At 65.9% G+C, this 25,248-nt stretch carries 23 protein-coding genes and 1 pseudogene; 8 read left to right on the top strand and 16 right to left on the bottom strand.

The annotated features are described in order from the left end of the window. The 9 genes and pseudogenes from DTW89_RS08060 to DTW89_RS08020 all read right to left on the bottom strand — a co-directional run. Window positions 1–3,081 (bottom strand): MdtB/MuxB family multidrug efflux RND transporter permease subunit (locus tag DTW89_RS08060; RefSeq protein ID WP_114655564.1); only part of this gene is annotated, 3,081 nt, incomplete at its 3' end. Window positions 3,082–3,117: 36 nt separating this feature from the next. After that, window positions 3,118–4,341, bottom strand: a pseudogene (locus DTW89_RS08055) (efflux RND transporter periplasmic adaptor subunit); the annotation flags it as partial. Window positions 4,342–4,453: 112 nt separating this feature from the next. Then, window positions 4,454–5,086 (bottom strand): LysE family translocator, encoded by a 633-nt coding sequence (locus DTW89_RS08050; protein WP_114655569.1) that lies wholly within the window; start codon window positions 5,084–5,086, stop codon window positions 4,454–4,456. A 108-nt stretch (window positions 5,087–5,194) separates the two neighbouring features. Beyond that, window positions 5,195–5,824: an ABC transporter ATP-binding protein gene (locus DTW89_RS08045; RefSeq protein ID WP_114655562.1), complete on the bottom strand. Its 630-nt coding sequence runs from the start codon at window positions 5,822–5,824 to the stop codon at window positions 5,195–5,197. A 28-nt stretch (window positions 5,825–5,852) separates the two neighbouring features. Beyond that, window positions 5,853–6,761: an EamA family transporter gene (locus DTW89_RS08040; protein ID WP_114655561.1), complete on the bottom strand. Its 909-nt coding sequence runs from the start codon at window positions 6,759–6,761 to the stop codon at window positions 5,853–5,855. Next, window positions 6,758–7,774 (bottom strand): NAD-dependent epimerase/dehydratase family protein, encoded by a 1,017-nt coding sequence (locus DTW89_RS08035; RefSeq protein ID WP_114655560.1) that lies wholly within the window; start codon window positions 7,772–7,774, stop codon window positions 6,758–6,760. Before DTW89_RS08035 ends, DTW89_RS08040 begins: the two co-directional genes overlap by 4 nt. Then, a complete protein-coding gene (locus DTW89_RS08030) occupies window positions 7,771–8,706 on the bottom strand; it encodes a bile acid:sodium symporter family protein (RefSeq protein ID WP_114655559.1) in 936 nt (311 codons plus the stop codon). The genes DTW89_RS08035 and DTW89_RS08030 overlap by 4 nt, the downstream gene beginning before the upstream one ends. Before the next feature lie 10 nt (window positions 8,707–8,716). Continuing rightward, a complete protein-coding gene (locus tag DTW89_RS08025; protein WP_114655558.1) occupies window positions 8,717–10,051 on the bottom strand; it encodes a flavin-containing monooxygenase in 1,335 nt (444 codons plus the stop codon). 33 nt (window positions 10,052–10,084) lie between these two features. Beyond that, the gene (locus DTW89_RS08020; RefSeq protein ID WP_114655557.1) at window positions 10,085–10,909 is read right to left on the bottom strand and encodes an SDR family oxidoreductase; all 825 of its coding nucleotides are present in this window, start codon (window positions 10,907–10,909) and stop codon (window positions 10,085–10,087) included. A 90-nt stretch (window positions 10,910–10,999) separates the two neighbouring features. On the opposite strand from DTW89_RS08020, the gene DTW89_RS08015 reads away from it, so the two are divergent. The 7 genes from DTW89_RS08015 (at window position 11,000) to DTW89_RS07990 (ending at window position 15,281) form a co-directional block, all read left to right on the top strand. Then, window positions 11,000–11,758: an IclR family transcriptional regulator gene (locus tag DTW89_RS08015; protein ID WP_114655556.1), complete on the top strand. Its 759-nt coding sequence runs from the start codon at window positions 11,000–11,002 to the stop codon at window positions 11,756–11,758. 20 nt (window positions 11,759–11,778) lie between these two features. Continuing rightward, window positions 11,779–12,147: a hypothetical protein gene (locus tag DTW89_RS08010; RefSeq protein WP_114655555.1), complete on the top strand. Its 369-nt coding sequence runs from the start codon at window positions 11,779–11,781 to the stop codon at window positions 12,145–12,147. Between the two features lie 138 nt (window positions 12,148–12,285). Further along, window positions 12,286–13,254 carry an MBL fold metallo-hydrolase gene (locus DTW89_RS08005; RefSeq protein ID WP_114655554.1) on the top strand — a complete coding sequence of 323 codons (969 nt, stop codon included), beginning with the start codon at window positions 12,286–12,288 and terminating at the stop codon, window positions 13,252–13,254. Beyond that, window positions 13,232–13,834, top strand: a complete 603-nt coding sequence (locus DTW89_RS08000; protein WP_114655553.1) for a histidine phosphatase family protein — start codon at window positions 13,232–13,234, stop codon at window positions 13,832–13,834. Before DTW89_RS08005 ends, DTW89_RS08000 begins: the two co-directional genes overlap by 23 nt. 208 nt (window positions 13,835–14,042) lie before the next feature. Beyond that, on the top strand, window positions 14,043–14,213 hold the full coding sequence (locus tag DTW89_RS19515) for a hypothetical protein (RefSeq protein ID WP_198314713.1): 171 nt from the start codon (window positions 14,043–14,045) through the stop codon (window positions 14,211–14,213). A 126-nt stretch (window positions 14,214–14,339) separates the two neighbouring features. Continuing rightward, the gene (locus DTW89_RS07995) at window positions 14,340–15,029 is read left to right on the top strand and encodes a glutathione S-transferase family protein (RefSeq protein ID WP_201740968.1); all 690 of its coding nucleotides are present in this window, start codon (window positions 14,340–14,342) and stop codon (window positions 15,027–15,029) included. Between the two features lie 60 nt (window positions 15,030–15,089). Further along, entirely contained in the window at window positions 15,090–15,281 is a 192-nt protein-coding gene (locus tag DTW89_RS07990; protein ID WP_114655551.1) for a hypothetical protein, read from the top strand. Here DTW89_RS07990 and DTW89_RS07985 read toward each other — a convergent pair. From DTW89_RS07985 to DTW89_RS07955, 7 genes are all read right to left on the bottom strand, one after another. Then, window positions 15,278–16,366 (bottom strand): XdhC family protein, encoded by a 1,089-nt coding sequence (locus DTW89_RS07985; protein ID WP_114655550.1) that lies wholly within the window; start codon window positions 16,364–16,366, stop codon window positions 15,278–15,280. The genes DTW89_RS07990 and DTW89_RS07985 overlap by 4 nt on opposite strands. A 72-nt stretch (window positions 16,367–16,438) precedes the next feature. Continuing rightward, window positions 16,439–17,065, bottom strand: a complete 627-nt coding sequence (locus DTW89_RS07980; RefSeq protein WP_114655549.1) for a CoxG family protein — start codon at window positions 17,063–17,065, stop codon at window positions 16,439–16,441. Window positions 17,066–17,121: 56 nt separating this feature from the next. Continuing rightward, window positions 17,122–18,324, bottom strand: a complete 1,203-nt coding sequence (locus DTW89_RS07975) for a vWA domain-containing protein (RefSeq protein WP_114655548.1) — start codon at window positions 18,322–18,324, stop codon at window positions 17,122–17,124. Between the two features lie 152 nt (window positions 18,325–18,476). Then, window positions 18,477–19,481, bottom strand: a complete 1,005-nt coding sequence (locus DTW89_RS07970) for an AAA family ATPase (RefSeq protein ID WP_114655547.1) — start codon at window positions 19,479–19,481, stop codon at window positions 18,477–18,479. A gap of 135 nt (window positions 19,482–19,616) precedes the next feature. Beyond that, the gene (locus tag DTW89_RS07965) at window positions 19,617–20,408 is read right to left on the bottom strand and encodes an FAD binding domain-containing protein (protein ID WP_114655546.1); all 792 of its coding nucleotides are present in this window, start codon (window positions 20,406–20,408) and stop codon (window positions 19,617–19,619) included. 150 nt (window positions 20,409–20,558) lie between these two features. After that, window positions 20,559–22,946, bottom strand: coding sequence for a xanthine dehydrogenase family protein molybdopterin-binding subunit (locus DTW89_RS07960; RefSeq protein WP_114655545.1), 2,388 nt, complete (start codon window positions 22,944–22,946; stop codon window positions 20,559–20,561). Between the two features lie 40 nt (window positions 22,947–22,986). Further along, window positions 22,987–23,457, bottom strand: a complete 471-nt coding sequence (locus DTW89_RS07955) for a (2Fe-2S)-binding protein (RefSeq protein WP_024815926.1) — start codon at window positions 23,455–23,457, stop codon at window positions 22,987–22,989. A gap of 260 nt (window positions 23,458–23,717) precedes the next feature. Between DTW89_RS07955 and DTW89_RS07950 the strand changes: the two genes are divergently transcribed. Then, a complete protein-coding gene (locus DTW89_RS07950) occupies window positions 23,718–25,067 on the top strand; it encodes a helix-turn-helix domain-containing protein (RefSeq protein WP_236637075.1) in 1,350 nt (449 codons plus the stop codon). The last annotated feature ends 181 nt before the right edge of the window (window positions 25,068–25,248 follow it).

Below are 25,248 nucleotides of genomic sequence, written 5' to 3'. Positions count from 1 at the left end.
CCTCTCAGCCCACCCCTCAAACGTCAAATAAATCACCGGCGTCGTAAACAGCGTGAGCAACTGGCTCACGATCAGCCCCCCCACCATCGTCACCCCCAGCGGATGCCGCAACTCACTGCCCACGCCAGTGCCCAACATCAACGGCAACGCACCCAACAAAGCAGCCAGCGTCGTCATCAAAATCGGCCGAAACCGCAGCAGACAAGCCCGGTATATCGCCTCCCGCGCGGGCAGCCCCTGGTCGCGCTGCGCCTCCAGCGCAAAGTCGATCATCATGATCGCGTTCTTCTTGACGATGCCAATCAAGAGCACGATGCCGATCACCGCCACGATGTCCACATCCAGCCCCGCCAGCCACAGCGCCAGCAGCGCCCCCACGCCTGCCGATGGCAAGGTCGAGAGGATGGTGACCGGATGGATGGTGCTCTCATACAGCACCCCGAGCACGATGTACATGGTGACCACCGCCGCCAGGATGAGCAGCAGCGTGTTCGACAACGAAGCCTGAAATGCCAGCGCCGCGCCCTGAAAGCCCGTGTCCACCGCCAGTGGCAACGCACCGGCCTCACGCGCCGCCGCCTGCTCGGCCTGGATGGCCTTGACGGCATCGCCCAGCGCCATGCCCGGTGCGGTGTTGAACGATATGGTGGCAGCAGGCAGCTGGCCGACATGGTTCACGGCCAGGGGCATGCTGCGCTCTTCAATGCGGGCCACCGATGACAGCGCCACCGGTTTGCCGGCGCTGGACGCAACGTAGATGCTGTTCAGCGCCTCGGGGCCCAGCTTGAACTGGGGCGCCACCTCCAGCACCACGCGGTATTGATTGGACTGCGTGAAGATGGTGGAGATGAGCCGCTGGCCAAAGGCGTTGTACAGCGCGGTGTCGATGCCCGCCACCGTCACGCCCAGCCGGCTGGCCTGGGCGCGGTCAATCTGCACAAAGGCCTGCAGGCCCTGGTTTTGCAGGTCGCTGGCCACGTCGGCCAGTTGCGGCAGGGCGCGCATGCGCTGCACCAGGTCGGCCGTGCTGGTCTGCAGCTGCGCCATGTCGGGCGACGAAAGCAGCAACTGGTATTGCGTACGCGCCACGCGGTCTTCAATGGTGAGGTCTTGCACCGGCTGGGCATACAGGCGTATGCCTGCCAGATCGCGCGTGTTGTCGGCCAGGCGGCGCAGCACCACGGGGGCACGGTCGCGCTGGTCGTGGGGCATCAAGTCGATGAGCAGGCGGCCGGTGTTGAGCGTGGTATTGGCGCCATCCACGCCGATGAAGGACGACACGCTTTTGACGGCCGGGTCTTGGAGGATGCGCTCGACCAGCTGCTGCTGGCGCTCGGCCATCGCGGCAAACGAGATGGACTGGTCGGCCTCGGTGGTGGCCTGCAGCGTGCCGGTGTCCTGCACCGGGAAGAATCCCTTGGGCACCCACAAATACAGCACCACCGTCAGCACCAGCGTGGCGCCAAAGGCCAGCCAGGTCAGGCCCCGGCGGTTCAGCACCCACTGCAGCGCACGGCCATAGTGGGCGATGGTGCGGTCAAATAACCGGCCGGTGGCCTGGTACAGGCGGCCGTGGCTTTCTTCGGGCGTGTGGCGCAGCAGGCGCGCGCACAGCATGGGCGTGAGCGTGAGCGACACCACGGCCGACAGCAAGATGGCCACCGCCATGGTGATGGCAAATTCATGGAACAGCCGCCCCACCACATCGCCCATGAACAAAAGCGGAATCAGCACCGCAATGAGCGAAATGGTGAGCGAGATGATGGTGAAGCCGATCTGTTTGGCGCCCTTGAGCGCAGCCTGCAGCGGTGGCTCGCCCTCTTCCACGTAGCGGGCAATGTTCTCGATCATCACGATGGCGTCGTCCACCACAAAGCCGGTGGAAATGGTCAGCGCCATGAGCGTGAGGTTGTTGATGGAAAAACCCGCCAGATACATCACCCCAAACGTGCCCACCAGCGACAGCGGCACCGCAAAGCTGGGGATGAGCGTGGCCGAGGCGCTGCGCAAGAACACAAAGATCACCGCCACCACCAGGCCAATGGCCAGCGCCAGCTCGGTCTGCATGTCTTTGACAGAGGCGCGGATGGTGGTGGTGCGGTCGGTGAGCACCTGCACATCCATCGACGCGGGCAGCGTGGCCTGCAACTGGGGCAGCAGGGCCTTGATGCGATCGACCGTGTCGATCACGTTGGCACCGGGCTGGCGGCGGATGTTGAGGATGACGCCAGCGCGCGATCCGGTTTCGGGCGTGCCCGCCCAGGCAGCCAGGCGGGTGTTCTCGGCATCGTCCACCGTTTGCGCCACATCGCGCAGGCGGATGGGGTTGCCGTTTTTGAAGGCCAGGATGAGGTCGCGGTATTCCTGTGCGGACTGCAACTGGTCGTTGGCGTCGATGGTCGAAGCGCGCGCCGGGCCATCAAAGCCGCCCTTGGCCTGCTTGACGTTGGCGGCCGCGATCACGGTGCGCACATCCTCCAGCGTCAGACCGAGGCTGGCCAGCGCAGCAGGGTTGGCCTGGATGCGCACCGCCGGGCGGCGCCCGCCTGCAATGGCCACCAGCCCCACGCCATTGACCTGCGAGAGCTTGGGTGCCAGGCGGTTTTCCACCAGGTCGTTGAGGCGGATGACGGGCAGCGAGGGCGAGGTGATGGCCAGCGTGAGAATGGGCGCGTCCGCGGGGTTGACCTTGCTGTAGATCGGCGGCATCGGCAGGTCATTGGGCAGAAGGTTGCTGCCCGCGTTGATGGCCGCCTGCACCTGCTGCTCGGCCACATCCAGTGCCATGTCGAGCGCAAAACGCAGCGTGATGACCGATGCCCCGCCCGAGCTGGTGGACGACATTTGCGACAGGCCCGGCATCTGCCCAAACTGGCGCTCCAGCGGGGCGGTGACGTTGGACGTCATCACGTCAGGGCTGGCGCCGGGGTACAGCGTGGTGACCTGAATGGTGGGGTAGTCCACCTCGGGCAGGGCCGAGATGGGCAGCAGCCGGTAAGCCAGCAAGCCTGCAATGAGCAGCGCCACCATGATCAGTGACGTGGCGATGGGGCGCAGGATGAAGATGCGCGAGAGGTTCATGGCAGCAGTGCCGGCACGGCGCGGTGCATGATTTCAGCGCGCAACGGCCGCTGCCTCGATCACGCCCACCTTGGTGCCTTCGCGCAGGCGGTCGATGCCGTCGGTCACGACCTGGTCGCCATCTTTCAGGTCGCCGTCCACGCTGACCCGGTCCCCATCGGTCACGCCGACGCGAACGCGCCGCTGGGTCACCGTGCCATCGGGCTGCACCAGGTAGACATGGTTGTTCTGCACCGCCGTGCCCGGCACGGTGAGCGCATTGGGCAACAAGTTGAGCTGCAGCCGCACATTGACAAACTGGTTGGGGAACAGCCCGCCGTCCTCATTGGCAAACGCGGCCTTCGCCTTGATGGTGCCGGTGCTGGGGTCGATGGCATTGTCGACCGCGCCCAGGCGCCCGCGTGCCAGGCGCTGCTTTTGCTCGCGGTCCCACAGCTCCACGGGCAGCTCTGCACCTTGGTGCAGGCGCTGGTTGATTTGCGCCAGATGCGCCTCGGGCACGGCAAAGGCCGCATCGATGGGCTGGACGAGGTTGATGGTGACGATGCCATTGGCGTCCGCAGGGCCGACCACATTGCCCCGGTCGGCCTGGCGCAGGCCCAGGCGCCCGGCAATGGGCGCCGTGATGCGCGTGTAGCCCAGTTGCAGGCGGGCCGCATCCACCTGCGCGCGTCCGGCAGCCACAGTGCCCTCAAGCTGGCGCACCAGGGCCGCCTGCGTGTCCACCTGCTGGGTGGCAATCGAATCCTGGGCCAGCAGGTCTTTGTAGCGCTGCAGATCGAGTTGCGCATTCGTCAGCAACGCCTGATCGCGCTGCAGGTTCCCCTGCACCTGGCTCAACGCGGCCTGGTAGCTGCGCGCATCGATCTCGGCCAGCAACTGGCCCGCCTTGACCTGTTGGCCCTCTTTGAAATGCAGCGCCGTCAGCTCGCCGCTGACCTTGGCCCGCACCACCGCCGTGGCGCGTGCACTCATGGTGCCAATGGCCTGGACCATTACGCGCACATCCTGGCGCCGCACCACGCCCACCGACACCGGTTGCACCTGCCCGCCAGCACTGAAGCGCCCCGGCCCGCGCGCCTCCGCCGTTGAGGCTCCGGCCGTGGCGCTGGACCCATCTGGGCCTGCCTGGCGCTGTTTCCACCACCAACCCCCGCCCGCTGCGAGCGCCAGCACCACCAGCAACCACCACCAGAACACGCGTCCTTTCTGGCGCAAAGCAGAACGCACCGGGGAGCGAAAAATACGTTGGGACAGCATGGGAGGCGCGGCAAAGTGAAGTCGGGCAATGGTAGCCACCCACCGCAACGCCCCTGATTGCATCCGGCAATGGTCGGCTGCTGTGCCCGGGTTTTACAACGTACTCACGTTGTCAGCGGTTGGTGGCCAGTAACAGGCCGCCTGCTCCCATGAAGAACCCGCCGGTGGCCTTGTTCAGCCGCACCACCCCGCGCGAGGTGCGGATGAACCGGCGAATCTGCCTGCCGCCCGTGGCATACGCCGCGGTGGATACAAACTCGCTGGCCAGATAGATGGACCCCAGCACCACAAATTGCCGTGCGGCGGGTTGCCCCGGATCGATGAACTGCGGAAAGATGGCAGCAAACAGGATGATGGCCTTGGGGTTGGTAATGCCCAGCAGAAACTCCTGCGCGATGAGGGCGCGCAGGCTGAAGGGGGCATCAACCGCCAAAGCACCCTCACCTTCCACCAGCGCCAGACCGCTGAACTCGCGGCTATGCCAGGCCCGCCATCCCAGCCAGAAAAGATAGCCAGCCCCCACCCATTTCACCGCCGTGAAAGCCGCTACAGAGGCCAGCAGCATGGCGCCCAGGCCCACGGCCGAGATGCACAAAAAAATCGCAAACGCCGCCACACGCCCCACCGTGGCCACCAGGGCCGCACCTACGCCAGCGCGGATGCCGTTGTTGAGGCCACAAAAGTTATTGGGCCCCGGGGTCAGCGAGATGGCAATGGCCACGGGCACAAACAAAAGCGCATCCATGATGAAGCGGTCCTTGCAAGCCAAGCCGATCAGCATAAGAACGTGTTCACGTTCTCAGGCAGCCCCCCGGCGGGCCGTTGGTTTGGCGCCGACTCCCTCAGAGGGCGATCAGGTTCGCGCCAGATCGACCACAGTGCCCCAGGGCACACCGGCCAGTTTTTCATAGTGAGCGACCACCACCAGCCGGCCTGGCTGGGCAGCCACCGATGTCAAGGCCCTCGCGAGGTACTGAAAAGACGGCTTGTCCAGCCCTGCCACAGGCTCGTCGATGAGCGTCAGCGGCGCGCCCGAGGCCAGCGCCCCTGCCATCAGCACCTTGCGCTTGCTGCCGGTGGACAACGCATAAAGCGGCTTGTCCAGATGCTCGTTCAGCGAGAACCCCTCGGTGTGCGCGGCCAGCGCAGCGGCATCCCACAGCGGACAGCTTGCGGGCAAGCCATCAAGCCAGGCGCGGGCAGTGAGCTTGTCCAGGTCATCAGAACGCGGATCGACCCAGAAGACCTTCTGCGCGTAGGCCGTGGGCGCGTCACTCAGGCTCACGCCCTGCAGCGTGATGCAACCAGCCTGTGCGGTCAGTTTCCCCGCCAGCAGGCGCAGCAGCGTGGTCTTGCCGCTGCTCTCATCGCCGCGCACCAGCGCAAGACCTGCGGGCAGCGCCACCGACCATTGGTTCAGCACCCCAGATTCGGGATAAAAAAAACACAGGCCCTCCACCTGCAAAACCACGTTGTCGGCCACCCTGTTCCTTTGCGGAAAAGAAGCAATTTTACGAAGCGCGCCGCGCCCACAGCCATCCGCCGACCTGGTTGATCACCAGGCCACACAGTACGGCTGCGGCGCCCGCCCATTGCAGCGGCACTGGTGTTTCACCCAAGAAAACATAGGCAGCCCACAGCCCCACCACGGGCACCAGCAGCGAAAACGGTGTCACCCGCCCGGCGGCATGGCGCTGCAGCAACTGCGTCCACAGCGTGTAGGCCAGCAAAGTGGCCAGAAAGGCCAGGTAGCCCACCGCGAGAAGCGCCGTGCCATCGATGGCCTGCAACTGCGCCGCCAAAGCGCTGGCACCTTCGGTCCACACGGCCAGCGCGAAGAACGGAACGATGGGCACCACGCTGCTCCACACGATGAACGAGAACGGCGCATAGGCTCCCACCTGCGCCGCGCGCCGCGCCACCAGGTTGGACACCGCCCACATGAAGGCCGCACCGAGCGTGAGCACAAAACCGGCCAGCGTCATCTGCCCTGGCCCTTCGCCATGGGCCAGGCCTATCGTCATCAATCCTCCAAACGCCAGCAGCAGGCCCCACCACTGCCAGGGCTTGGCGCGCTCTCCCAGCAAAGGGCCAGCCAGCAGCAAGGTAAAAAACGCTTGCGTCTGCATGACCACCGAGGCCATTCCCGCAGTCATGCCCAGCTGCAGCCCGAGGAACAGAAAACCAAACTGACCCAGCCCCTGCGCCAACCCATAGCCCACCACAAACCGCCAGGGCAAGGCCGGGCGCGGCACGAACAACAGAAAAGGCAGCGACGCCGCAGTGAACCGCAAGGCGCCCAGCAGCATGGGGCTCAGGCCCTGCAAGCCCAGCTTCATGACCACAAAATTCAACCCCCAGATAACCACCACAGCGAGCGCGCGCAGAAGGTCGCTGCGGCTCAGTGCGAGCGCCGTCATGCGGACACCGCTGGCGCCCCGGCAGCAGCCACCGGTCGCCCTTGGTGTGCGCGGGCCGCCACGAAGGCATCAAACGCCTGGGCGCTGGTCTTGCCGGGCACATAGCCCAGCACCTCTTTGAGCGCGGTGTTCAGTAGCACGGGGCGGTAGCGCAGAAAGTCCAGCTGCTCCGGCCCGTAGCGACTCACGCCCAATGTGGAGCCCACCGCCAACGCGGTGCGCAGCAGGCCTGCCGGGAGCTCCAGCACCGGCTTGCCCAGGCGCCGGGCAATTTCGCGCAGGGGCAGCGCGCCATCGCCTGCAAGGTTGAAGCAGCCCGCACGCTGCGTGCGCAGTGCATGCAGGATGGCGCCGGTCACGTCTTCGTCCCAGATGAAGACAAACGGACTCTCGCTGCCGCGAATGGCCAGCAGACGGGGTTTGTCGAACAGGGCGGTGATCTGGTTGTCCACCCGCTCGCCCAGGATGGTGCCGATGCGCAGCACCGTCTGAGCCAACGCGGGATGGTCGGCGCGGTACTGTGCGAGCATCTCTTCGACCAGCCGCTTGTGGTGGGCATACGCAAAAACCTCGTTGCCGCGCAGTGCATCGGTCTCCCGCAGCCAGGCCGGGTGGTCAGCGTGGTAACCATAGGCAGCCCCGCTGGAGCTGACCACGATGTGTTTCACCCCCGTGGCCACACAGGCGGCCAGCACATTCTTGCTGCCCAGGACATCCACGGAATATTCAAATTCACGGCTGGATCCTTTGCCCGGCGTGACGATGGAGGCCAGATGCACCACGCTGTCGACGGCATGGTCGGCGAGCGTCTGCGCCAGCGCGGGGTCACGCACGTCCTGCACCAGATAGATCACGCCAGGCAGGCGGCGCTCGGCAGGCACCTCGCGCACGTCGGCAGCGATCAGGGTGGATACGCCTTCACGCGCCAGCGCAGCCACTACGCCCCGGCCCAGAAAGCCGTCGGCCCCGGTTACCAGCACGCGACGCATTGTCAATGAGGGTGCATCAGTCATGCGCCGGACTCCTTGGCACCAACGACAGGCGGCACCACGGCGGGCCTGCGGCCCCACCATCCTGCCAGCATCAGGCCCGCGACGATGTCCCAGAATCCCCAGACCCCCGCCACCACGGCCATGCCGCCCAGGCCACCAAAGAAGCTGAAGACCAGCACCAGGCCCAGCCCGGCGTTGCGGATGCCCACTTCAATGGTCACGGCGCGGCGGTCGTAATCCGGCAGGCCACTGAGCCGCGCGCAGGCATATCCGGTGCCAAAAGCCAGCGCGTCGTGCAACACCACCGCCAGCAACACCAGCCCCACATAGTCGAGGAAGTAGCGCCAGTTGCCCGCCACGGCGCCGATGATGAAACCGATCAGGCAGACAAAGCTGAAGATGCGCACGGGTTTTGTCACGCGCTTGGTAAAGCGCGGCAGCTTCTCTGCACACAAGATGCCCAGCACGAACGGAATGCCAATGATGGCCACGATGTGCGCCGCCATCTCCGGCGGGTCAATCGCAATGCTGCGCAGCAGCGGTGCCGCCGTGGGGTGCAAGCCGCCCCAGAACGCAAAGTTGAGTGGCATGAGCACGATGGCCAGCGCGTTCGAGATCGCCGTCATCGACACCGACAGAGCTACATTGCCGCCCGCGCGGTGCGTGAGGATATTGCTCACATTGCCCGGCGGGCAACAGGCCACCAGGATCATGCCCAGCGCAATGCTGGGGCCGGGCTTGAGCAGCAGGGTGAGTACAAAGGTCACCGCAGGCAGCACGATGAACTGCGCTGCAATGCCCACTGCCATGGCTCCTGGCATGCGCAGCACGCGCCTGAAGTCGGCCACACGCGTATCGAGTGCGATGCCGAACATGAGAAAGCCCAGCACCACGTTGAGCGCCACGAGCGATGCGGGGTTGAAGTTGAGACGGATTTCGTCGACAGGCAGCATGGTGAGCCTTTCAGGCCAAAGCGGCGGAGGCTGTCCGCACGGCATTGCGGTAGGTGTCCTTGTGCACGTAGTACGCCATGCGTTCGAGCTTGAGGTACTTGAAGCCGCCCGACAGATCGGGCTGCGGGCCTGTCTTGGCCTGGCGCAGCGCTTCGGCGCGCGGCGATCCCTCTGCCTGCGCCTTGAAGAAACGCGCCATCAGCTCGGCCTGCTCGTAGCGGCCCTGCCAGCCGATGCCGCTGGCTTCGATCATGCCCATCACGGCCAGGTTGTCGAAACGCGGCGAGAGGATGTTGAGGTACAGCTGCGGCGCCATGCCCTGCCAGTTGAGCAGGCTGTGGTCAATAAACGGGTAGTGCAGCTTGTAGCCCGTGGCGCACAGCACCAGGTCATAGTCCTGTGCCCTGCCGTCCTTGAAGTGCACCGTGTGTCCCTCAAAGCGCGCGATGTCGGGTTTCACATGGATGTCACCATGGCCCAGGTGGTGCAGCACCAGCGAGTTCACCACGGGGTGGGACTCGTACATCTTGTAATCGGGCTTGGGCAGGCCAAAGCGTGCGGGGTCGCCGGTAAACCACTGCAGCACCACGCTGTCGATCTTCTGCTTGAGCCAGGGTGGCAGCGGGCGCTTGCCACCCAGCGTGTCGGCGGGCTTGCCAAACACGTACTTGGGCACGAAGTAGTAGCCCCGGCGCACCGACAGATCCACACTGCGCGCGTAATGCACCGCATCCACCGCGATGTCGCAGCCCGAGTTGCCCGCGCCCACCACCAGCACGCGTTTGCCCTTGAACAGCTCGGCACTCTTGTAGGCGCTGGTGTGCAGCAGTTCACCGTCAAACTGGCCTTCAAATTGCGGCATGTTCGGCTCGGCCAGTGTGCCGTTGGCAATGACCACACCCTTGAACTCCGCCGTCTGCGCCGGACCACCGTGCTGGCTCCAGGTGATGCGCCACAGCGGCGCGGCGCCCTCTCCTACGGGCTCGACTTTGAGCACCCGCGTGCCAAACCAGTAATGCGGGCGCAAGCCGAAGTGGTCCGCAAAGTCCATGAAGTATTGCCGCATCTCGCGGTGGCTGGGGTAGTCGGCCACATCCGCGCGCATGGGGAATTCGGTGAACTCCGTGGTGTGCTTGCTGGAGATGAGGTGCGCAGACTCGTACACGGTGCTGCGTGGGTTCTCGATGTTCCACAGGCCGCCCACATCGGTGTGCGCTTCGAAGCCCTGGAAAGGCACGCCAGCCTTTTGCAGGTTGCGCGCAGCGGCCAGTCCGCTGGGGCCTGCGCCGATCAGGGCGACTTGCGTTCGGGTGTCCACCACGGTGGGTGTTGTCTCGGGGTTCATGTGTATTTTTCTTTCGGGTGCAAGGGACTTTTTTTACTCACGCGGTTCGCCAGGCGGATACAGGCCGGGGATGGCCGTGGCCCCCGCCTCGCCCACACGCGGCTTGCGGGGCTGGCCCAGCAGCAGACGGTCGTGCAGCGCGCCAGGCAAGAGGTTGAGCAGTCGGGCCAGCCAGCCGATGCGGGCCGGCAGAACGATGTGGGTGCGGCCCCGGGCAATGCCCGCCAGCATGGCCTTGGCCGCCGCCTCGGGCTCCATGAGGCCGGGCATGGCAAAGCGGTTGCCCGCCGTGAGCGCGGTGCGCAGATAACCCGGGCTGACCGTGCTGACGACGATGGACTCGCTGCGCAACTCGGCACGCAGGCTCTCCAGGTAGCGGATCAACCCACCCTTGCTTGCGCAATAGGCGCCGTTGCCAGGCATGCCGCGCCAGCCCGCAATGCTGGCCACCCCCACGAGCGCGCCGCGTCGCTGCGCGCGCATGGCTTTTACAAAAGGCTGAAAGGTGGTGGCCGCGCCCAGCAGATTGACTTCCAGCATGCGGCGCAACACCGCCAGGTCGTCGGCCTCGGCCGTATCGAAGCCACCCGCCACCCCGGCATTGGCAATGACCAGGTCGGGCGTGCCCCGGCGAGACATCCAGTCGGCTGCCATGGCCTGCATGGCGGTGCTGTCCGCCACGTCGGGCGTGTAGACGGCACACCGCATTGGCGCCAGCGCGGCCAGGGCCTGAAGGCTGGGCCGGTGCAACCCCACCAGCGCCACGACGGCGCCCTGGCTTAGCAGCTCGCGCGCCAGCGCCTGCCCAAGGCCGCCGCAGGCGCCGGTGAGTACCGCGTTCTGGAAAGTCTCTGCCATGGAGTCCCTGTGAGATATGGCTTTGCAGCTTAGCCACAATGCTCAATAATCCCGAAATGTTTTACGGATTCGTCTCGAATTTCGGGATTTATGACACGCCCTGACTCATCCCCCAGCCTGCGGCTGTTTGAACTGCTGGAAATCATGTGCGCCCGGGGCCGGCCTTTCACCCTGGCAGATGCCATCGAGGCCAGCGGCTGGCCCAAGCCCAGCGTGCACCGCATGCTCGGTCAGCTCGAAACCGGCAGCTTGCTGGCCCGCGAGCCGGGTGGCCGCCGCTACACCCCGGCCCCGCGCCTGTTGCGCTTGGCCGAGAGCACGCTCAGTGCAGGCACCCAGCACGGTGTGCGCCACGCCGTGCTGCGCCAGTTGGTGGCCGACATTGGCGAGAGCTGCAACCTGACGGCACTGAGCGGCGCCGAGGTGATCTATCTGGACCGGGTGGAATCGGCCTTTCCGCTGCGCATGGAGCTGCGGCCGGGCACCCGCGTGCCCATTCACTGTTCGGCCAGTGGCAAGCTGTTCCTGGCGCACCTGTCGCCCGCGCGCCGGGCCGCCATCCTGGACGGCCTGCCCCTAACCCGCCACACAGCCACCACGCTGACCCACCGTGCCGCCCTGGAGGCCGAACTGGAGCAGATCCTGCGGCAGGGCTACGCCACCGATGCGGAGGAGTTTGTAGATGGCCTGGTCTGCGTAGCCGTGCCGGTGCTGGGCACCGGGCGCCGCCAGGTACGTTGCGCAGTGGCACTGCAGGCACCGGCCGCACGCATGCCCCTGGCCCAGGCGCTGCAGCAAGTGCCCCGGCTGGGCGAGGCCGCCCAGGCGCTGGGCCGCACCTGGGCATGACACTCTCCTGAATGACGAACATGGACCTGAACTATCTGGATTTTGATTACAGCGAAGACGCCGATGGCGTGGGCACTTTTGATGCCATGGCCAGCGTTGCGCCGGCACAGATCGCTGCGTTGCACGCCGAAATCAGTGCCGTGCTGACATGGGCACACCAGCATTGGCCCGATGCCTGCGCCCCCCTCGAAGAAGGTGGCGCGTGGCACTACGACCTGCAAGGCGTGCAAGAGATCAGCACGCCGCTGTTGCTGGATTTTGATGAAACCTCCGGTCAGCTGTGCACTGTGGCAGGCAACCCCGCAGCACCGCGCACCACCATCACCCTGACGATCAGTGGCGGTGCAGACTTTTGCGCAGCGCTGCGTGAAGCTTTCGGGCTGGAATAACCCAAACACCCGGGGCTCACCCTGAGCCGAGCCCCAAAAGCCCCACATTGCAAACAGGTTAGTGCATACGGTCACAGCAGATCCGCAGGCAGCGCTACAGTCGCGACTGATTAGTTCAACCCAATACTGGAGAGTTTTATGCTGTCACGCCGTCACTTCCTTGGCGCAAGCCTGGCCACCACCGTTTATGCAGCGGGCTCGTTTGTCCCGGTATGGGCCCAGAACGCGCCCAACTTCGGCACGCCCACCCTGCCCAGCCCCGGCTTTCGCCGCATGAAGGTGGGCGATGTGGAGGTGCTTGCCCTGAACGACGGCATCACACGCCGCCCGCTGGGCGAAGAGTTTGTGAAAAACGCGCCGCTGACCGAAGTGCGTGCGCTGCTGGCGTCCCAGGGCTTGCCTACGGACTACATCGATGTGCCTTACACCCCTTTCCTGGTGGTGGCGGGCGGGCGCAGGATCCTCATCGACACGGGCCTGGGCGAGTTTGGCGGCCCCACCACGGGCAAGCTGCTGGACAGCCTGCGCGCAGCGGGCATGCAGGCGGCCGACATCGACACGGTGCTGATCAGCCACTTTCATGGCGACCACATCAACGGCCTGCGCAACAAGGCAGGAGAGCTGATGTTCCCCAAGGCCAAGGTGATGGTGCCCGCCGCCGAGCACGCCTTCTGGATGGACGACGCCCGCATGGCCGCAGCGCCCGCCGGCATGAAAGGCGCGTTCGAAAACGTGCGGCGCACCTTTGCCGCCATGCCCGCAGACACGCTGGTGCAGTTTGCGGCGGGTGCGCAAGTTGCCCCGGGTATCCAGTCGGTGGCCGCTTACGGCCACACGCCCGGCCACACGCTGTTTGAGCTGACCTCATCGGGCCAGAAATTCTTTTATGTGGCCGACCTCACCAATGTGCCCGCGCTGTTTGCGCGCAACCCCGACTGGGCGGTGGCATTTGACATGGATGCCGAAGCCGCGCGCAAGGTGCGGCGCGAGGTGTTCCAACGCATCACTGCCAGCAACGCCATGCTGGGCGGTTTTCACTTCCCGTTCCCGGCGTTTGGGCGCATGGAAGCTTCCGGCAACGGCTATGCCTTCCTGCCGGCAGCCTGAACCAGCCCTGACCCGCCGCGCCCTGCTGGCGGCAGGGCTTGGCCTTGCCCCCTTGCAAGGTTGGGCCACACAAAACGCCGACACAGAGGCCCTGCTGCGCAAAGGGGGCGTGGTGGTGGTATTTCGCCACGCCCTTGCGCCGGGCACGTTCGATCCGCCCGGCTTGCGCCTGGGCGACTGCAGTACGCAGCGCAATCTCAGCGACGCAGTCCGGACACAGGCCCGACGCGTCGGCGAATGGTTTAGGGAGCGCCAGTTGCAACCCGCCGCAGTGCGCTCCAGCCCCTGGTGCCGGTGCATGGACAGCGCCACGCTGGCCTTCGGTGCCGCGCAGGCGTGGGCCGCACTGGGATCTCCCCACGGTGCCCCCGAAACCACGGGAGCCAGCCATCTGCAGGAACTGCGCAAGGAGTTGGTCACTGCAACCGGGCGCAGCGGCCGGTTTGAGGCGTGGTTCACCCACATGTTCGTTCAGTCCGATCTGGCCAACGACAGCACCCGATCGGGTGATGCCCTTGTTTTGCAGGCCCACCAACACGCCAACCCCCAGGTGCTGGCCAGACTCTCTGTGGCGCCGTGAGCACGCGTGCTGCGGGTGCAGCCAATGCGGCATCCGGCTGACCGCAGGGTTCATCACGCAATGGAGGGCGCGATTCCCACAGGGCCCAACCCCCCCTTTGCCCCATGCCCTTGCATCCGGCAGATCGAGGAGACAAGACCTCCTGAAAGGCCCTGATATCGGCTGTGGCCTAATATCACTCTTTTTTCCACTATCTCAGAGACCTACCATGGGCAACAAGATCGTTACCGAAGCAGACCGCAAGCGCACCCCCCAACCCAAGCCTCTGCCGGGCGTGAGCCTGCCAACGTCTGGCCGTGGTCAGCGCGTCAGCCTGGAGCGTGGCGTGGCTACGCGCAGCAAGAAGAACCCTGGCAAGCGCTCCAAAAAGGGCGGCTGATCGGCGTGGGGCCAAGCCCCCTCGCCAGCCAAAGGTGCCCTCGCCTTGAGGGCATTCTTTTTTCTGCCCCGGTAAACCTGAAACCAGGGCGCACCTGCCCGACGCAGCGCCGCTAAGATGGCGCGCATGATCACTGTCCACCACCTTGAAACTTCGCGCTCGCAGCGCGTGCTCTGGTTGCTTGAAGAATTGGGTGTTCCCTACGAACTCAAGGTTTACCAGCGCGACAAGGCCACCAGGCTGGCGCCGCCCGAACTCAAGAAAATCCATCCCCTGGGCAAATCCCCCGTGATCACCGATGGCAATGAGGTGATCGCTGAATCCGGCGCCATCATCGAATACCTGGTGGAAACCTATGGCGCCCAGATCGGCGGCGACTTGGCACACCTGCAGCCGACACCGCGCACCACCGAGCACCGCCAGTGCCGCTTTTGGATGCACTACGCCGAAGGCTCGCTGATGAACTGGCTGGTGATGAAACTGGTGTTCATGACCATTCCGACCCAGCCCATGCCATTCTTCGTGAAGCCCATCGCGAAGGCCCTGTGCGGCAAAGTACAAAAGAAGTTGATCGACCCCAACGTGGACACCGCGCTCGACTTCATGGAGAAGCACTTGGCCACCCACCGCTGGTTTGCGGGCGAGCACCTGACCATGGCCGACTTCCAGATGAGTTTTGCCGTGGAGGCCGTCCTCTCGCGTGCCAGCCAGGCCCGCGCATGCCCCCACCTGCTGGCCTACAAAGAGCGCATGACGGCACGCCCGGCCTACCAGCGCGGCCTTGCCAAGGGCGGACCGGTGGTGATGGCGGCCTGATCGCCGGAGGTGTAGAGATGCACATTCCCACCGCCACCGCACGCCCGCAAGGTGCGGCGCATGACCGGGTTCTGCCAGCGGTTCAACAGCCCCGTGGCACCCGACCCTCACTACAGTGGCCCCGCCGGGTTTGAAGAAGTGCTTGGCCTGGCAGAAGACGCCTGCGAAGGCCTGCTGCTGTATGTGCGAAAGCAGCTGCCATGGCAGGCCCAGACAGGAGCCCAGGCCGCAGCACCCCGTTGGCCTGGCTAAGCTGCCCGCACCCCGCACACCAAACCATCTGTTTCGCCCTGAGGCCATTCGCGGACGTTTTTCGCCTGGGCAACCTCCATGTCGCGCGGCAGGGTGACGCCATTCTTCACGGCCAGGACTTCCGCCATCACGCTCACGGCGATCTCAGGGGGGGTTTTGCTGCCGATGTAGATGCCGATCGGCCCGCGCAGGCGTAGAAGGTCTTCTTCGGTCTGATCGAAGTGCTCGATCATGCGGGCCCTGCGGGCTTGGTTGTTGCGGCGCGAACCAATGCCTCCCACATAAAATGCGTCGGTGCTCAGCGCCTCCAGCAGCGCCAGGTCATCGAGCTTGGGGTCGTGCGTGAGGGCCACCACACAGGTGCGGCGGTCAGGCTTGAAGGCCCGCACCACATCGTCAGGCATGTCGTTGACCACGGTGACGCCCGGCACGCCCCAGGCGGCCCGGTATTCGTCGCGCGGATCGCACACCGTCACGGCAAAGCCGCTGAACTGCGCCATGGTGGCCAGGTACTCGGCCAGCTGGCCCGCCCCGATGAGCAGCATGCGGTATTCCGGCCCGAAGCAGTTGGTGATCTGCACAGAATCGGCCACCAGATCGCCGGGGGTGGTTGCCAGCGACAGGGTGACCACGCCGTCGGCCAGACGCACGCTGCGCTGCACCAGCCTGCCGGCTTCCAGCGCCGCGATCAACTCTGCCAGGCTGACAGGATCGGGGTCGTATTCCAGCAGCAATTCCAGCGTGCCACCGCAGGGCAGACCAAAGCGGTGTGCTTCGTCGGCAGACACGCCATATTTCACGAACGTTGGCGGGCCACTGGGAATGCGGTGGTCGGCATCGGTGCGTGCAACGTCTGGCGGCGCACTCTGCGCATAAGCCCGGGTGTGCCGGTCGATCAGGTCGTCTTCAATGCAGCCGCCCGACACCGAGCCCACCACGGCGCCGTCTTCGCACAAGGCCATGATGGAGCCCACCGGCCGGGGCGACGAGCCCCAGGTGCGCACCACCGTGGCCAGCAAAGCACGCCGACCGGCAGCACGCCAGCCGTGCAGGGTGCGCAACACCATCACATCCAGGTTTTCCATGGCACCTTCACCAGTTACAACCGCACCATTTCAGATTTGCATTGCGCTGCGCGCCTTCTGCCGCCCACGCTCCTAGTTCAACCACAACGCTAGCACCACCAGCAGCGCTGCGCCAACCACCCACGCCCATACCGGGATGCCTCCAGGGGGATTGTCCTTACCGGCCGCGGCGCCCGATGCATCGTGCAGTTGGTCGTATTCCGAGGGCACCGTGTCCGGCGCATCGTCATCGCGGGGGTAAAGACGCTGCATCTCGTTGTCAAAACGCCTGAAGAAGTCTTCGGCCATGCTTTTGGCGGCGCCGTCGATCAGGCGCTGGCCCAGCTGGGCGATCTTGCCGCCCACGCTGGCATGCACCGTGTAGTTGAGCTCGCAACTGTCCTGCCCTGCCCCATCAACGAGCAGCGGCACCAGCAGAACCCGCGCCGTGCCCTTGCCAAAGCCGGCCACGCCGCCCGAACCGTCAAAGGCGATGGTGTAGCTCTCGGGCGGCACGATGTCGGCCAGCGTGATCTTGCCCGCAAACTTGGCAGACACCGGGCCGATCTTGACGGCCATGGCCACGGCGTACTGGTTGTTGCCCGCGGGCGCGAACTTGTCGCAACCGGGGATGCACAGCTTGAGCACCTCGGGATCGTTGAGCGCCTCCCAGGCCTGTTGCTGGCTGACGGCTAGGGTGCGGCTGGCTTGCATTTCCATGGGGAATTCCTCTCGCGTGGGTCTGAATCATCGTGGTGATCTGCTGTTTTGTGCAACTACTGGCGCAACACCGCGGCCATGCTGCCCGCCAGATCCTGCAGACGACCCAGGTTGTGCACCGCAACCATGCCGTGGACTTGCCGGTGCAGCACCGACGCCCCACGCGCTGTGGGCGCATAGCCGTCAAAGCGCAGCAAGGGGTTGAGCCACAGCAGACGGCCGCAGTGGCGCCGCAACCAGCCCAGCTCTTGCTCCAGCACCTTGGGCGCGCCGGTGTCCAGGCCATCGCTGATCAGCAGCACCAGCGTGCGCCGCCCCACCAGCCGCCGGGCATGGTGCAGGCGCAGTTGCGCAAGGCTGTCACCCATGCGCGTGCCGCCGGCATAGTCGGTGATGGCATGGCTGGCCCGCTGCAGCATGGCGTCGGTGTCGGCCAGCCGAAAGGCGGGCGTGAGGTCGGTCAGCCCTGTGCCAAACGCAAACACATCGCGACGCAAGGCGGCGCCGGTGTGGCGCGGCGCGGTGGCAGCGTGCAAAAACGCCAACAGCAGCCGCGCATACCGCTCCATCGAGCCCGACACATCCACCAGCACCAGCAGCGGCAACGGTTGCTGGCGGCGCTGCAGCAGTGGGATGCGCAGCACCTCGCCCCCATTGCGGGCCGCGTGGTGCATGGCACCGGGCCAGTGCGGGCGGCTGCCGCGCACGCCCGGCCGGGTGCGGCGGGCCGCATAGCGTGGCAGGGGCAAGGCAATGTCACGCGCCAGGCGCTCCACCAGCAGGTATTCGCTGGCCGAGAGCTGGTTGAAGTCGGCCTGGCGCAGGCGCTGCAGGTCGCTGGCCGTCATGGCGGCGTCGAAATCCACCTTGTCGTCCTCGCGGGGCGGCGCATTGCGCGCGGCCCGCACAGGGGCCAGCGCCTCGCTCACGCGCGGGCGGCGCCTGGCGGGCTCAGTCCTGGATTCGGCGCTTGGCAGCATCTGCGCCAGCAGTTTCTGGGCCACATCGGGGTTGCGAAAGTAGGCATCAAACAGCTCACGGAACACCAGGCGGTCCTGCTCGCGGCTCACCAGCACTGCCTCCAGGGCGGCGCAAAAATCATCGCGCCGCAGGCCTACCAGCATCACCGCCTGCTGGGCCAGCGCCATGCGGGCCGCATCCACGCACACGCCTGCGCGGCGCAGGGTGCGGCCAAAGCCGCTCAGGTTGTCGGCCAGCTTGCCGGTGCGCGCATCGCCGAGTTGGGAAACCGTGGTCATGATGGCGCTTGACCAGGGTTCACGCGGTTCGATGCGCCGGGCTGGCTGCTGGCCTCAGCCAGCCCAGCCCGGACAGTGCTGGCGAAGGCTCCTGCGCACCGGGCCACGCAGTGCTGCGTGATCCCTCGTTGGCTGCTGAACCGCCGCACGCCTCAGCCCTCTGCCGCCAAGGGTTTGAGCAATTGCGTTGCCATGTCGGCGGTGAGCGCCGCCACATCCTCGCGCTGCTTGAACAAAATGCCCGCCGTATCCGTCACCACTTCAGGGTCTACCACGATGGTGTCGAGCGCCACCAGCGCCTTGGCCCACTCCACGCTTTCGGCAATGCCCGGCGCACGCTGAAAGGCGTTGGCAAACGGCTGGCTGCGCAGCCGGCCCACAAAATCCGCCACCTGCGTGGCCAGCGCTTCGCTGGCGCCCGGCACCTGGGCGCGCACGATGGCCAGCTCGCGCTCGCGCTCGGGGTAATCGAGCCAGTGGTAGAGGCAGCGGCGCTTGACGGCGTCGTGCAGGTCGCGCGTGCGGTTGCTGGTGAGAATGGTGACCGGCGTGGCCGTGGCGCGCACGGTGCCGATCTCTGGAATGCTGACCTGGTACTCGCCCAGGTATTCGAGCAAAAAGGCCTCGAAGGGCTCGTCTGCGCGGTCCACCTCGTCGATCAGCAGTACCGCGCCGGGCGCGGGGGCCTGCAGGGCTTGCAGCAGCGGGCGGCGGATGAGGTAGCGGTCCTGGTAGACCTCTGCTTCGATATCGCGCGCGGCAGTGGCCGTGGGCGCTACCGAGCCGCCGCCGGGCCGCCCCCAGGCGGCGAGCGCCCCCTCGGGGGGCAGCGACGACACGTCAGTGCGGAGCGTGGGGTTCAACATTTCAGCTGCCCGCATGTGCAGCAGCTGGGCAGCGTAATTCCACTCGTACAGTGCCTCGCGCTGCTCCAGGCCGTCGTAGCACTGCAGGCGGATCAGGCTGCGCGCAAGCACCTTGGAGAGCGCCTGGGCCAGCGCCGTCTTGCCCACGCCGGGCTCACCCTCCAGAAGCAGCGGGCGCTGCAGCTTGAGCGCCAGGAACACCGCCGTGGCCAGCCGCCGGTCGGCAAAGTAGCCCACACCCTGCAAGGCCAACACCAGGGCATCAATGGAGGACAGCGCGGGCGCGGTCATGGGCGCTGGAGGGGAAACAGTCATTGCTATATTTTTTATAGCTACTAGCGCTTTATGGATAAGCGCTAGAGGCCAATTTCATTCAAAGACCCGCCCAGGGATACTGTGCGGTTGCAGCGGATGCGCTCCTGCCCGTCAGCCCAACATCTGCGCTACCGCCCGCTGGGTTTGCACGGTGATGAGGTTGGCCCGGTAGGCGGCGCTGGCGTGGATGTCGGCATTCAGATCGCTCGCGTCCACCCTCACGGCGGCCGCCGATTGCGGCGTAAAGCTCTGGTTGAGCGCCGCCTCCAGCCCGGCATGGCGAAACACGCAGCTGGCCGCGCCGGTGACGGCCACGCGCACGCCGCCATCGGTTTGCGCCACAAACACGCCCACCAGCGAAAAGCGCGAGGCCGGCTGCCTGAACTTGAGGTAGGCCGCGCGCTGGGGGATGGGAAAGCGGATGGCGGTGATGATCTCGCCCTCTTCCAGCGCCGTGGTGTACATGCCCACAAAAAAGGCATCGGCCGCAATCTCGCGCTGGTTGGTGATGACCGTGGCGTTGAGGCCGAGCACAGCGCTGGGATAGCAGGCGGCGGGGTCGTTGTTGGCTACCGAACCCCCCAGCGTGCCGCGTGCGCGCACCTGGCGGTCGCCGATGTGCGCGGCCAGGTCGGCCAGCGCAGGGATGGCGGCCTTGACCTCGGCACTTGCAGCCACATCGGCGTGGCGCGTCATGGCGCCAATGACCAGCGCGTTGCCATCGCGGCAGATGCCCGCCAGCTCGGGAATGCTGTTCAGGTCAATGATCTTTTCGGGATTGGCCAGGCGCAGGCGCATCGACGGCAGCAGGCTTTGCCCACCGGCCAGCAGCTTGCCACCCTGGGCGATCAGGTCCGCGGCGGCGGCGGTGGAAGACGGGGCTTCGAAGGTGAATGCGTACATGTTCTGTCTCCTATGGTTTCCGATGCAGGTGCTTGGGTAGCAACCCGCGAACGGCGTGCGGCTCAGGCCAGCGGCCGCCGCGCAAGGGCCGCCCCACCGCGCTGGCGGCGTCCCCCTGGGGGGAAGGCGCGAAGCGACTAACGGGGGGCTTCATGCTTTTGCGTTTTGAATGGCTTCCCACACGCGGTGCGGCGACGCAGGCATGTCAAAGTCCCTCACCCCCAGCGGGCGCAGCGCATCCAGCAGGGCATTGATCACCGCCGGTGGCGACCCAATGGCGCCCGCCTCCCCACAGCCCTTGGTGCCCAGCGGGTTGTGGGTGCAAGGCGTGCAGACATGGCCCAGCTGGAACGTGGGGAAGTCATCTGCGCGTGGCATGGCGTAGTCCATGAGGCTGCCGGTGAGCAGCTGGCCGGTTTCGCGGTCGTACACGCAGTTTTCCATCAGCGCCTGGCCAATGCCCTGCACCAGGCCACCGTGCACTTGGCCCTCCACGATCATGGGGTTGATGATGGTGCCGAAGTCGTCCACCGCCGTGAACTTGTCCACGCGCGTGCTGCCGGTGGCCGGGTCAATTTCCACCTCGCAGATGTAGGTGCCTGCGGGAAAGGTGAAGTTGGTGGGGTCGTAAAACGCGGTTTCGTTGAGCCCGGGTTCGAGCTTGTCAAGCGGGTAGTTGTGCGGCACGTAAGCCGTCAGCGCCACCTGGCCGAAGGGGATCTTCTTGTCGGTGCCACGCACGGTGAATTCGCCGTTGGCAAAGTCGATGTCGGCGTCGCTCGCCTCCATCAGGTGCGCGGCAATCTTCTTGGCCTTGGCCTCGATCTTGTCCAGCGCCTTCATGATGGCCGCGCCGCCCACGCTGATGGAGCGCGAGCCATAGGTGCCCATGCCAAACGGCACGCGGCCGGTATCGCCATGCACGATGTCCACGTTCTCCACCGCCAGCCCCAAGCGCGCCGCCACCACCTGAGCAAAGGTGGTTTCATGCCCCTGGCCATGGCTGTGTGAGCCGGTGAACACCGTCACGCTGCCCGTGGGGTGCACGCGCACCTCGCCGCATTCAAACAGGCCCGCGCGTGCGCCCAGGGCCCCGGCGATGTTCGATGGCGCAATGCCGCAAGCTTCGATGTAGCTGCTGTAGCCGATGCCGCGCTTCAAACCCTTGGCCTCGCTGGCGGCCTTGCGTGCGGCAAAGCCTGCCACGTCGGCCAGTTGCTCGGCCTGGGTCATGCAGGCGTGGTAGTCGCCGATGTCATATTGCAGCGCCACGGGCGTCTGGTAGGGGAAGGTGGTGATGAAGTTGCGCTTGCGGATTTCGTCCTGCGCAAGGCCCATGTCCCATGCGCAGCGCGAAACCAGGCGTTCGAGCAGGTAGGTGGCCTCGGGCCGGCCCGCGCCGCGGTAGGCATCCACCGGCGCGGTGTTGGTGAACCAGGCATCCACCTCCACGTAGACCTGCGGTGTGCTGTATTGCCCAGCCAGCAGCGTGGCATAAAGAATGGTGGGCACCGCGCTGGCAAAGGTGGAAAGGTAGGCGCCCACGTTGGCGTTGGTGTGCACGCGCAGGGCCAAAAATTTGCCGTTGGCATCCATGGCCATTTCGGCGTGGCTTGCATGGTCGCGGCCATGCGCATCCGACAAAAACGACTCACTGCGGTCGGCCACCCACTTGATGTTGCGGTTGAGCTTTTTGGAGGCCCATGTCAGGCACACATCTTCGGCATACAGAAAGATCTTGGAGCCAAAACCGCCGCCCACATCCGGCGCAATCACACGCACCTTGTGCTCGGGCAGGCCCATCACAAAGGCGGTCATCAACAGGCGCTCGACGTGCGGGTTCTGGTTGCTGACGTAGAGCGTGTAGTCGTCGTTGGCGCGGCTGTAGCTGCCAATGGCGGCGCGCGGCTCCATCGCGTTGGGAATCAGGCGGTTGTTGATCAGATCCAGCTTCGTGACATGCGCGGCGTTGGCGAACACCGCATCGACCGCACCCTTGTCGCCAATCGCCCACTTGAAGCAATGGTTGTCGGGGGCGATGTCGTGTACCGACGCGCCGTCCACGGCACCGGCGGCCGCATCGGCCACGTTGACCACGGCAGGCAGCACGTCGTAGTCCACCTCCACCAGCTCGGCGGCGTCGCGCGCCTGTTGCTGGGTTTGCGCCACCACCATGGCCACATGGTCGCCCACGTAGCGCACCTTGCCTTGCGCCAGGATGGGGTGCGGCGGCTCTTTCATGGGCTCGCCATTGGTGCTGGTGATGAGCCAGCCGCAGGGCAGGCCGTTGATGTTGTCGGCCGCCACATCGGCACCGGTGAACACACCCAGGACGCCGGGCGCAGCCTGGGCGGCATCGACGTTGATGCGGTTGATTTTTGCGTGCGCGTGCGGCGAGCGCACAAACACGGCGTGGCTTTGCGCGGCCAGCACCACGTCGTCGGTGTACTGGCCCGCACCGGTCAGGAAGCGGTAGTCCTCCTTGCGCCGGAGCGACTCACCGATGTGCGGCAGCTTGGAAAAGTCGGATGCACCCATGGTCTTGTCTCCTTGGATTCTTGTGTGAATGGGCTGGCGCTCAAGCCGACGCCATGGCCTTTTGGCCCACCTGCACCGCACGCACGATGTTCTGGTAGCCCGTGCAGCGGCAGATGTTGCCTTCGAGAAGCTCGCGGATCTCGCCCTCGGTGGCGCCCGGGTGGTTCTTGCACAGGTCCAGGGCGCTCATCACCATGCCGGGGGTGCAAAAGCCGCACTGCAGGCCGTGGCACTCTTTGAATGCGGCCTGCATGGGGTGCATGGTGCCGTCGGGGGCGGCCAGGCCTTCGATGGTCTGCACATCGGCGCCTTGCGCCTGCACGGCCAGCATCGAGCACGATTTGACCGCCCTGCCGTTGACATGCACGGTGCACGCGCCGCACTGGCTGGTGTCGCAGCCCACATGGGTGCCGGTGAGCAGCAAGTGCTCGCGCAGCGCATGGACAAGCAGGGTGTTGGGAGGAACATCAACGCTGGCGGCGCGCCCGTTGACGGTGAACTGGACTTGCATCTGGCTGTCTCCTGAAACGGCGTTGGCTGGAACTGCAAGCCGCATCTTGTGCCGCACACATTCACCCATTCCTAGGGACAACCCTCGTTTTTCCAGAGCCTGCAAGGGATATTCTCAAAATGAAACATGTTGCAGCGCACACCCGCAGCATCATGCGCACTGCCTGTTAAACCAGCACGCCCCACAGCACACCCCGCGCTGTGCCGTGCATGCCGGGTAGCTTGGGATGACCTGCGCAACCCACCTCTTCGGGAGTCCTCATGCTTGCCGTTGCCCCGCCACCGCCCACCGAGCGCCAGCACCTGATCGCCCAGGCGCGCAGCGCGCTGCTCTGCCGGGGGCCACAGCCCGCGCCGCCAGGAGGCGGCCAGACCTGGAGCATCGGTCGCGAAAGTGCGCCCCGGCGAGGACCGTTGTTGCCGGATCTACACCCCCGTAGCCCGGCCATGGGGCTAAAAGACGGCAATCACTTGACCGCTGCGGCCCGCTTGCAGCCGACGGTGTCCAGGTCCGACAGCCTTCTGACCATCGAGCCCTGGATCGTGCGCTCGTGGCAGCGTTGCCTGGCCAACGGGCACCAGCCGGCGCAGCCACTGGCCTTCAATATGGTCAGCGCCCCCGCCGTGCAGCGCACGGCCGACCAGCACGCCGCGCTGCTGCAAGCCGCCCGGCCGGTGCTGGCGCAACTTACCCGCGCCATTGCGGGCATGCACTACTTCGCCTTGCTGACCGACGCACGCGGCGTGGTGATCGAGGTGCAGGGCGCGGTGGACCGCAACGACCCCCGCGCCCACGCCATCGGCCGCGTGGGCATCGACCTGTCCGAGGCCGCCGTGGGCACCACGGCCATCGGCGCTGCGCTGGCCGAGCTGCAGCCCGTGTGGCTGCACCGGGGCGAGCATTTCTTTGAGGTGAACAGCGGCTACAGCTGCGCTGGCGCGCCCTTGTTCGGCACCCACAGCCAGTGCGTTGGCATGCTCGACCTGACGGGCGTGGACGTGCCCGAGCGGCCCGAGTTGCGCCACCTGGTCGCCCGGTCGGCCCGAGCCATCGAAGACGCCTTGTTGCTGCAACTGCCGCACGCGCTGCTGCTGCGCATCAACTGGCCGGGCAGCACGCTTGGCGGTGAAGGCAACGGCCTGATGGCGCTGGACGCCGAAGGCACCGTGGTGGGCACCAACAGCATGGCACGCCAGCTGGTGCCACAGCCGCTGCGCGAGCCCGGCGTGCCGGTGCACTGCAGCGATCTGCTGGCCCTGCCCTGGCCGCTGCTGTTTGATGCAGCGCAGCGCCAGCCTGCCGCGCCGATGGACCTGCCGTTGTGGTCGGGCCTGCGCCTGCAGGGCCTGGCCCAGCGCAACACGGCAACCCGCCACGGCGTCGGCGTGCGCACGCCACTTCCACTGTCCCTGCCGCACGCCGCCCCTGCGGTGCCCGTCCCCAGCGGCCCGGCACCGCTGCGCGCAGCCGAAGCCGCCCTCATTCGCCAGGCCGTACAGAACGCGCGCGGCAACGTTGCCGAAGCCGCACGCGCCCTGGGCATCAGCCGCGCCACGGTGTATCGAAAGCTCGGCGCCCCTAAAGGACATGGCACAGCAAAGTATGATTAAAAAGTGCCTCTAGCCCTTTATAGATAAGCGCAAGCAGCTATTATTTTGATACTTCTGGTGTGCCACCCGATACCCGCTGGCAGGGCGCTTTGATCCGGGTTTGACCTCGGCTTCGTCGCGGCACCCGGCACGGCCAGCGGCACATGGGTGTCTGCGCCCACCGGTGCGCGCCCTCCCCGGC

It is taken from the genome of Acidovorax sp. BoFeN1 (assembly GCF_003345135.1).
GTDB classification, from domain to species: Bacteria; Pseudomonadota; Gammaproteobacteria; order Burkholderiales; family Burkholderiaceae_C; genus Acidovorax; species Acidovorax defluvii.
Note: the sequence above shows the minus strand (reverse complement) of the source record. Positions and strands in the feature narration are given on the sequence as shown.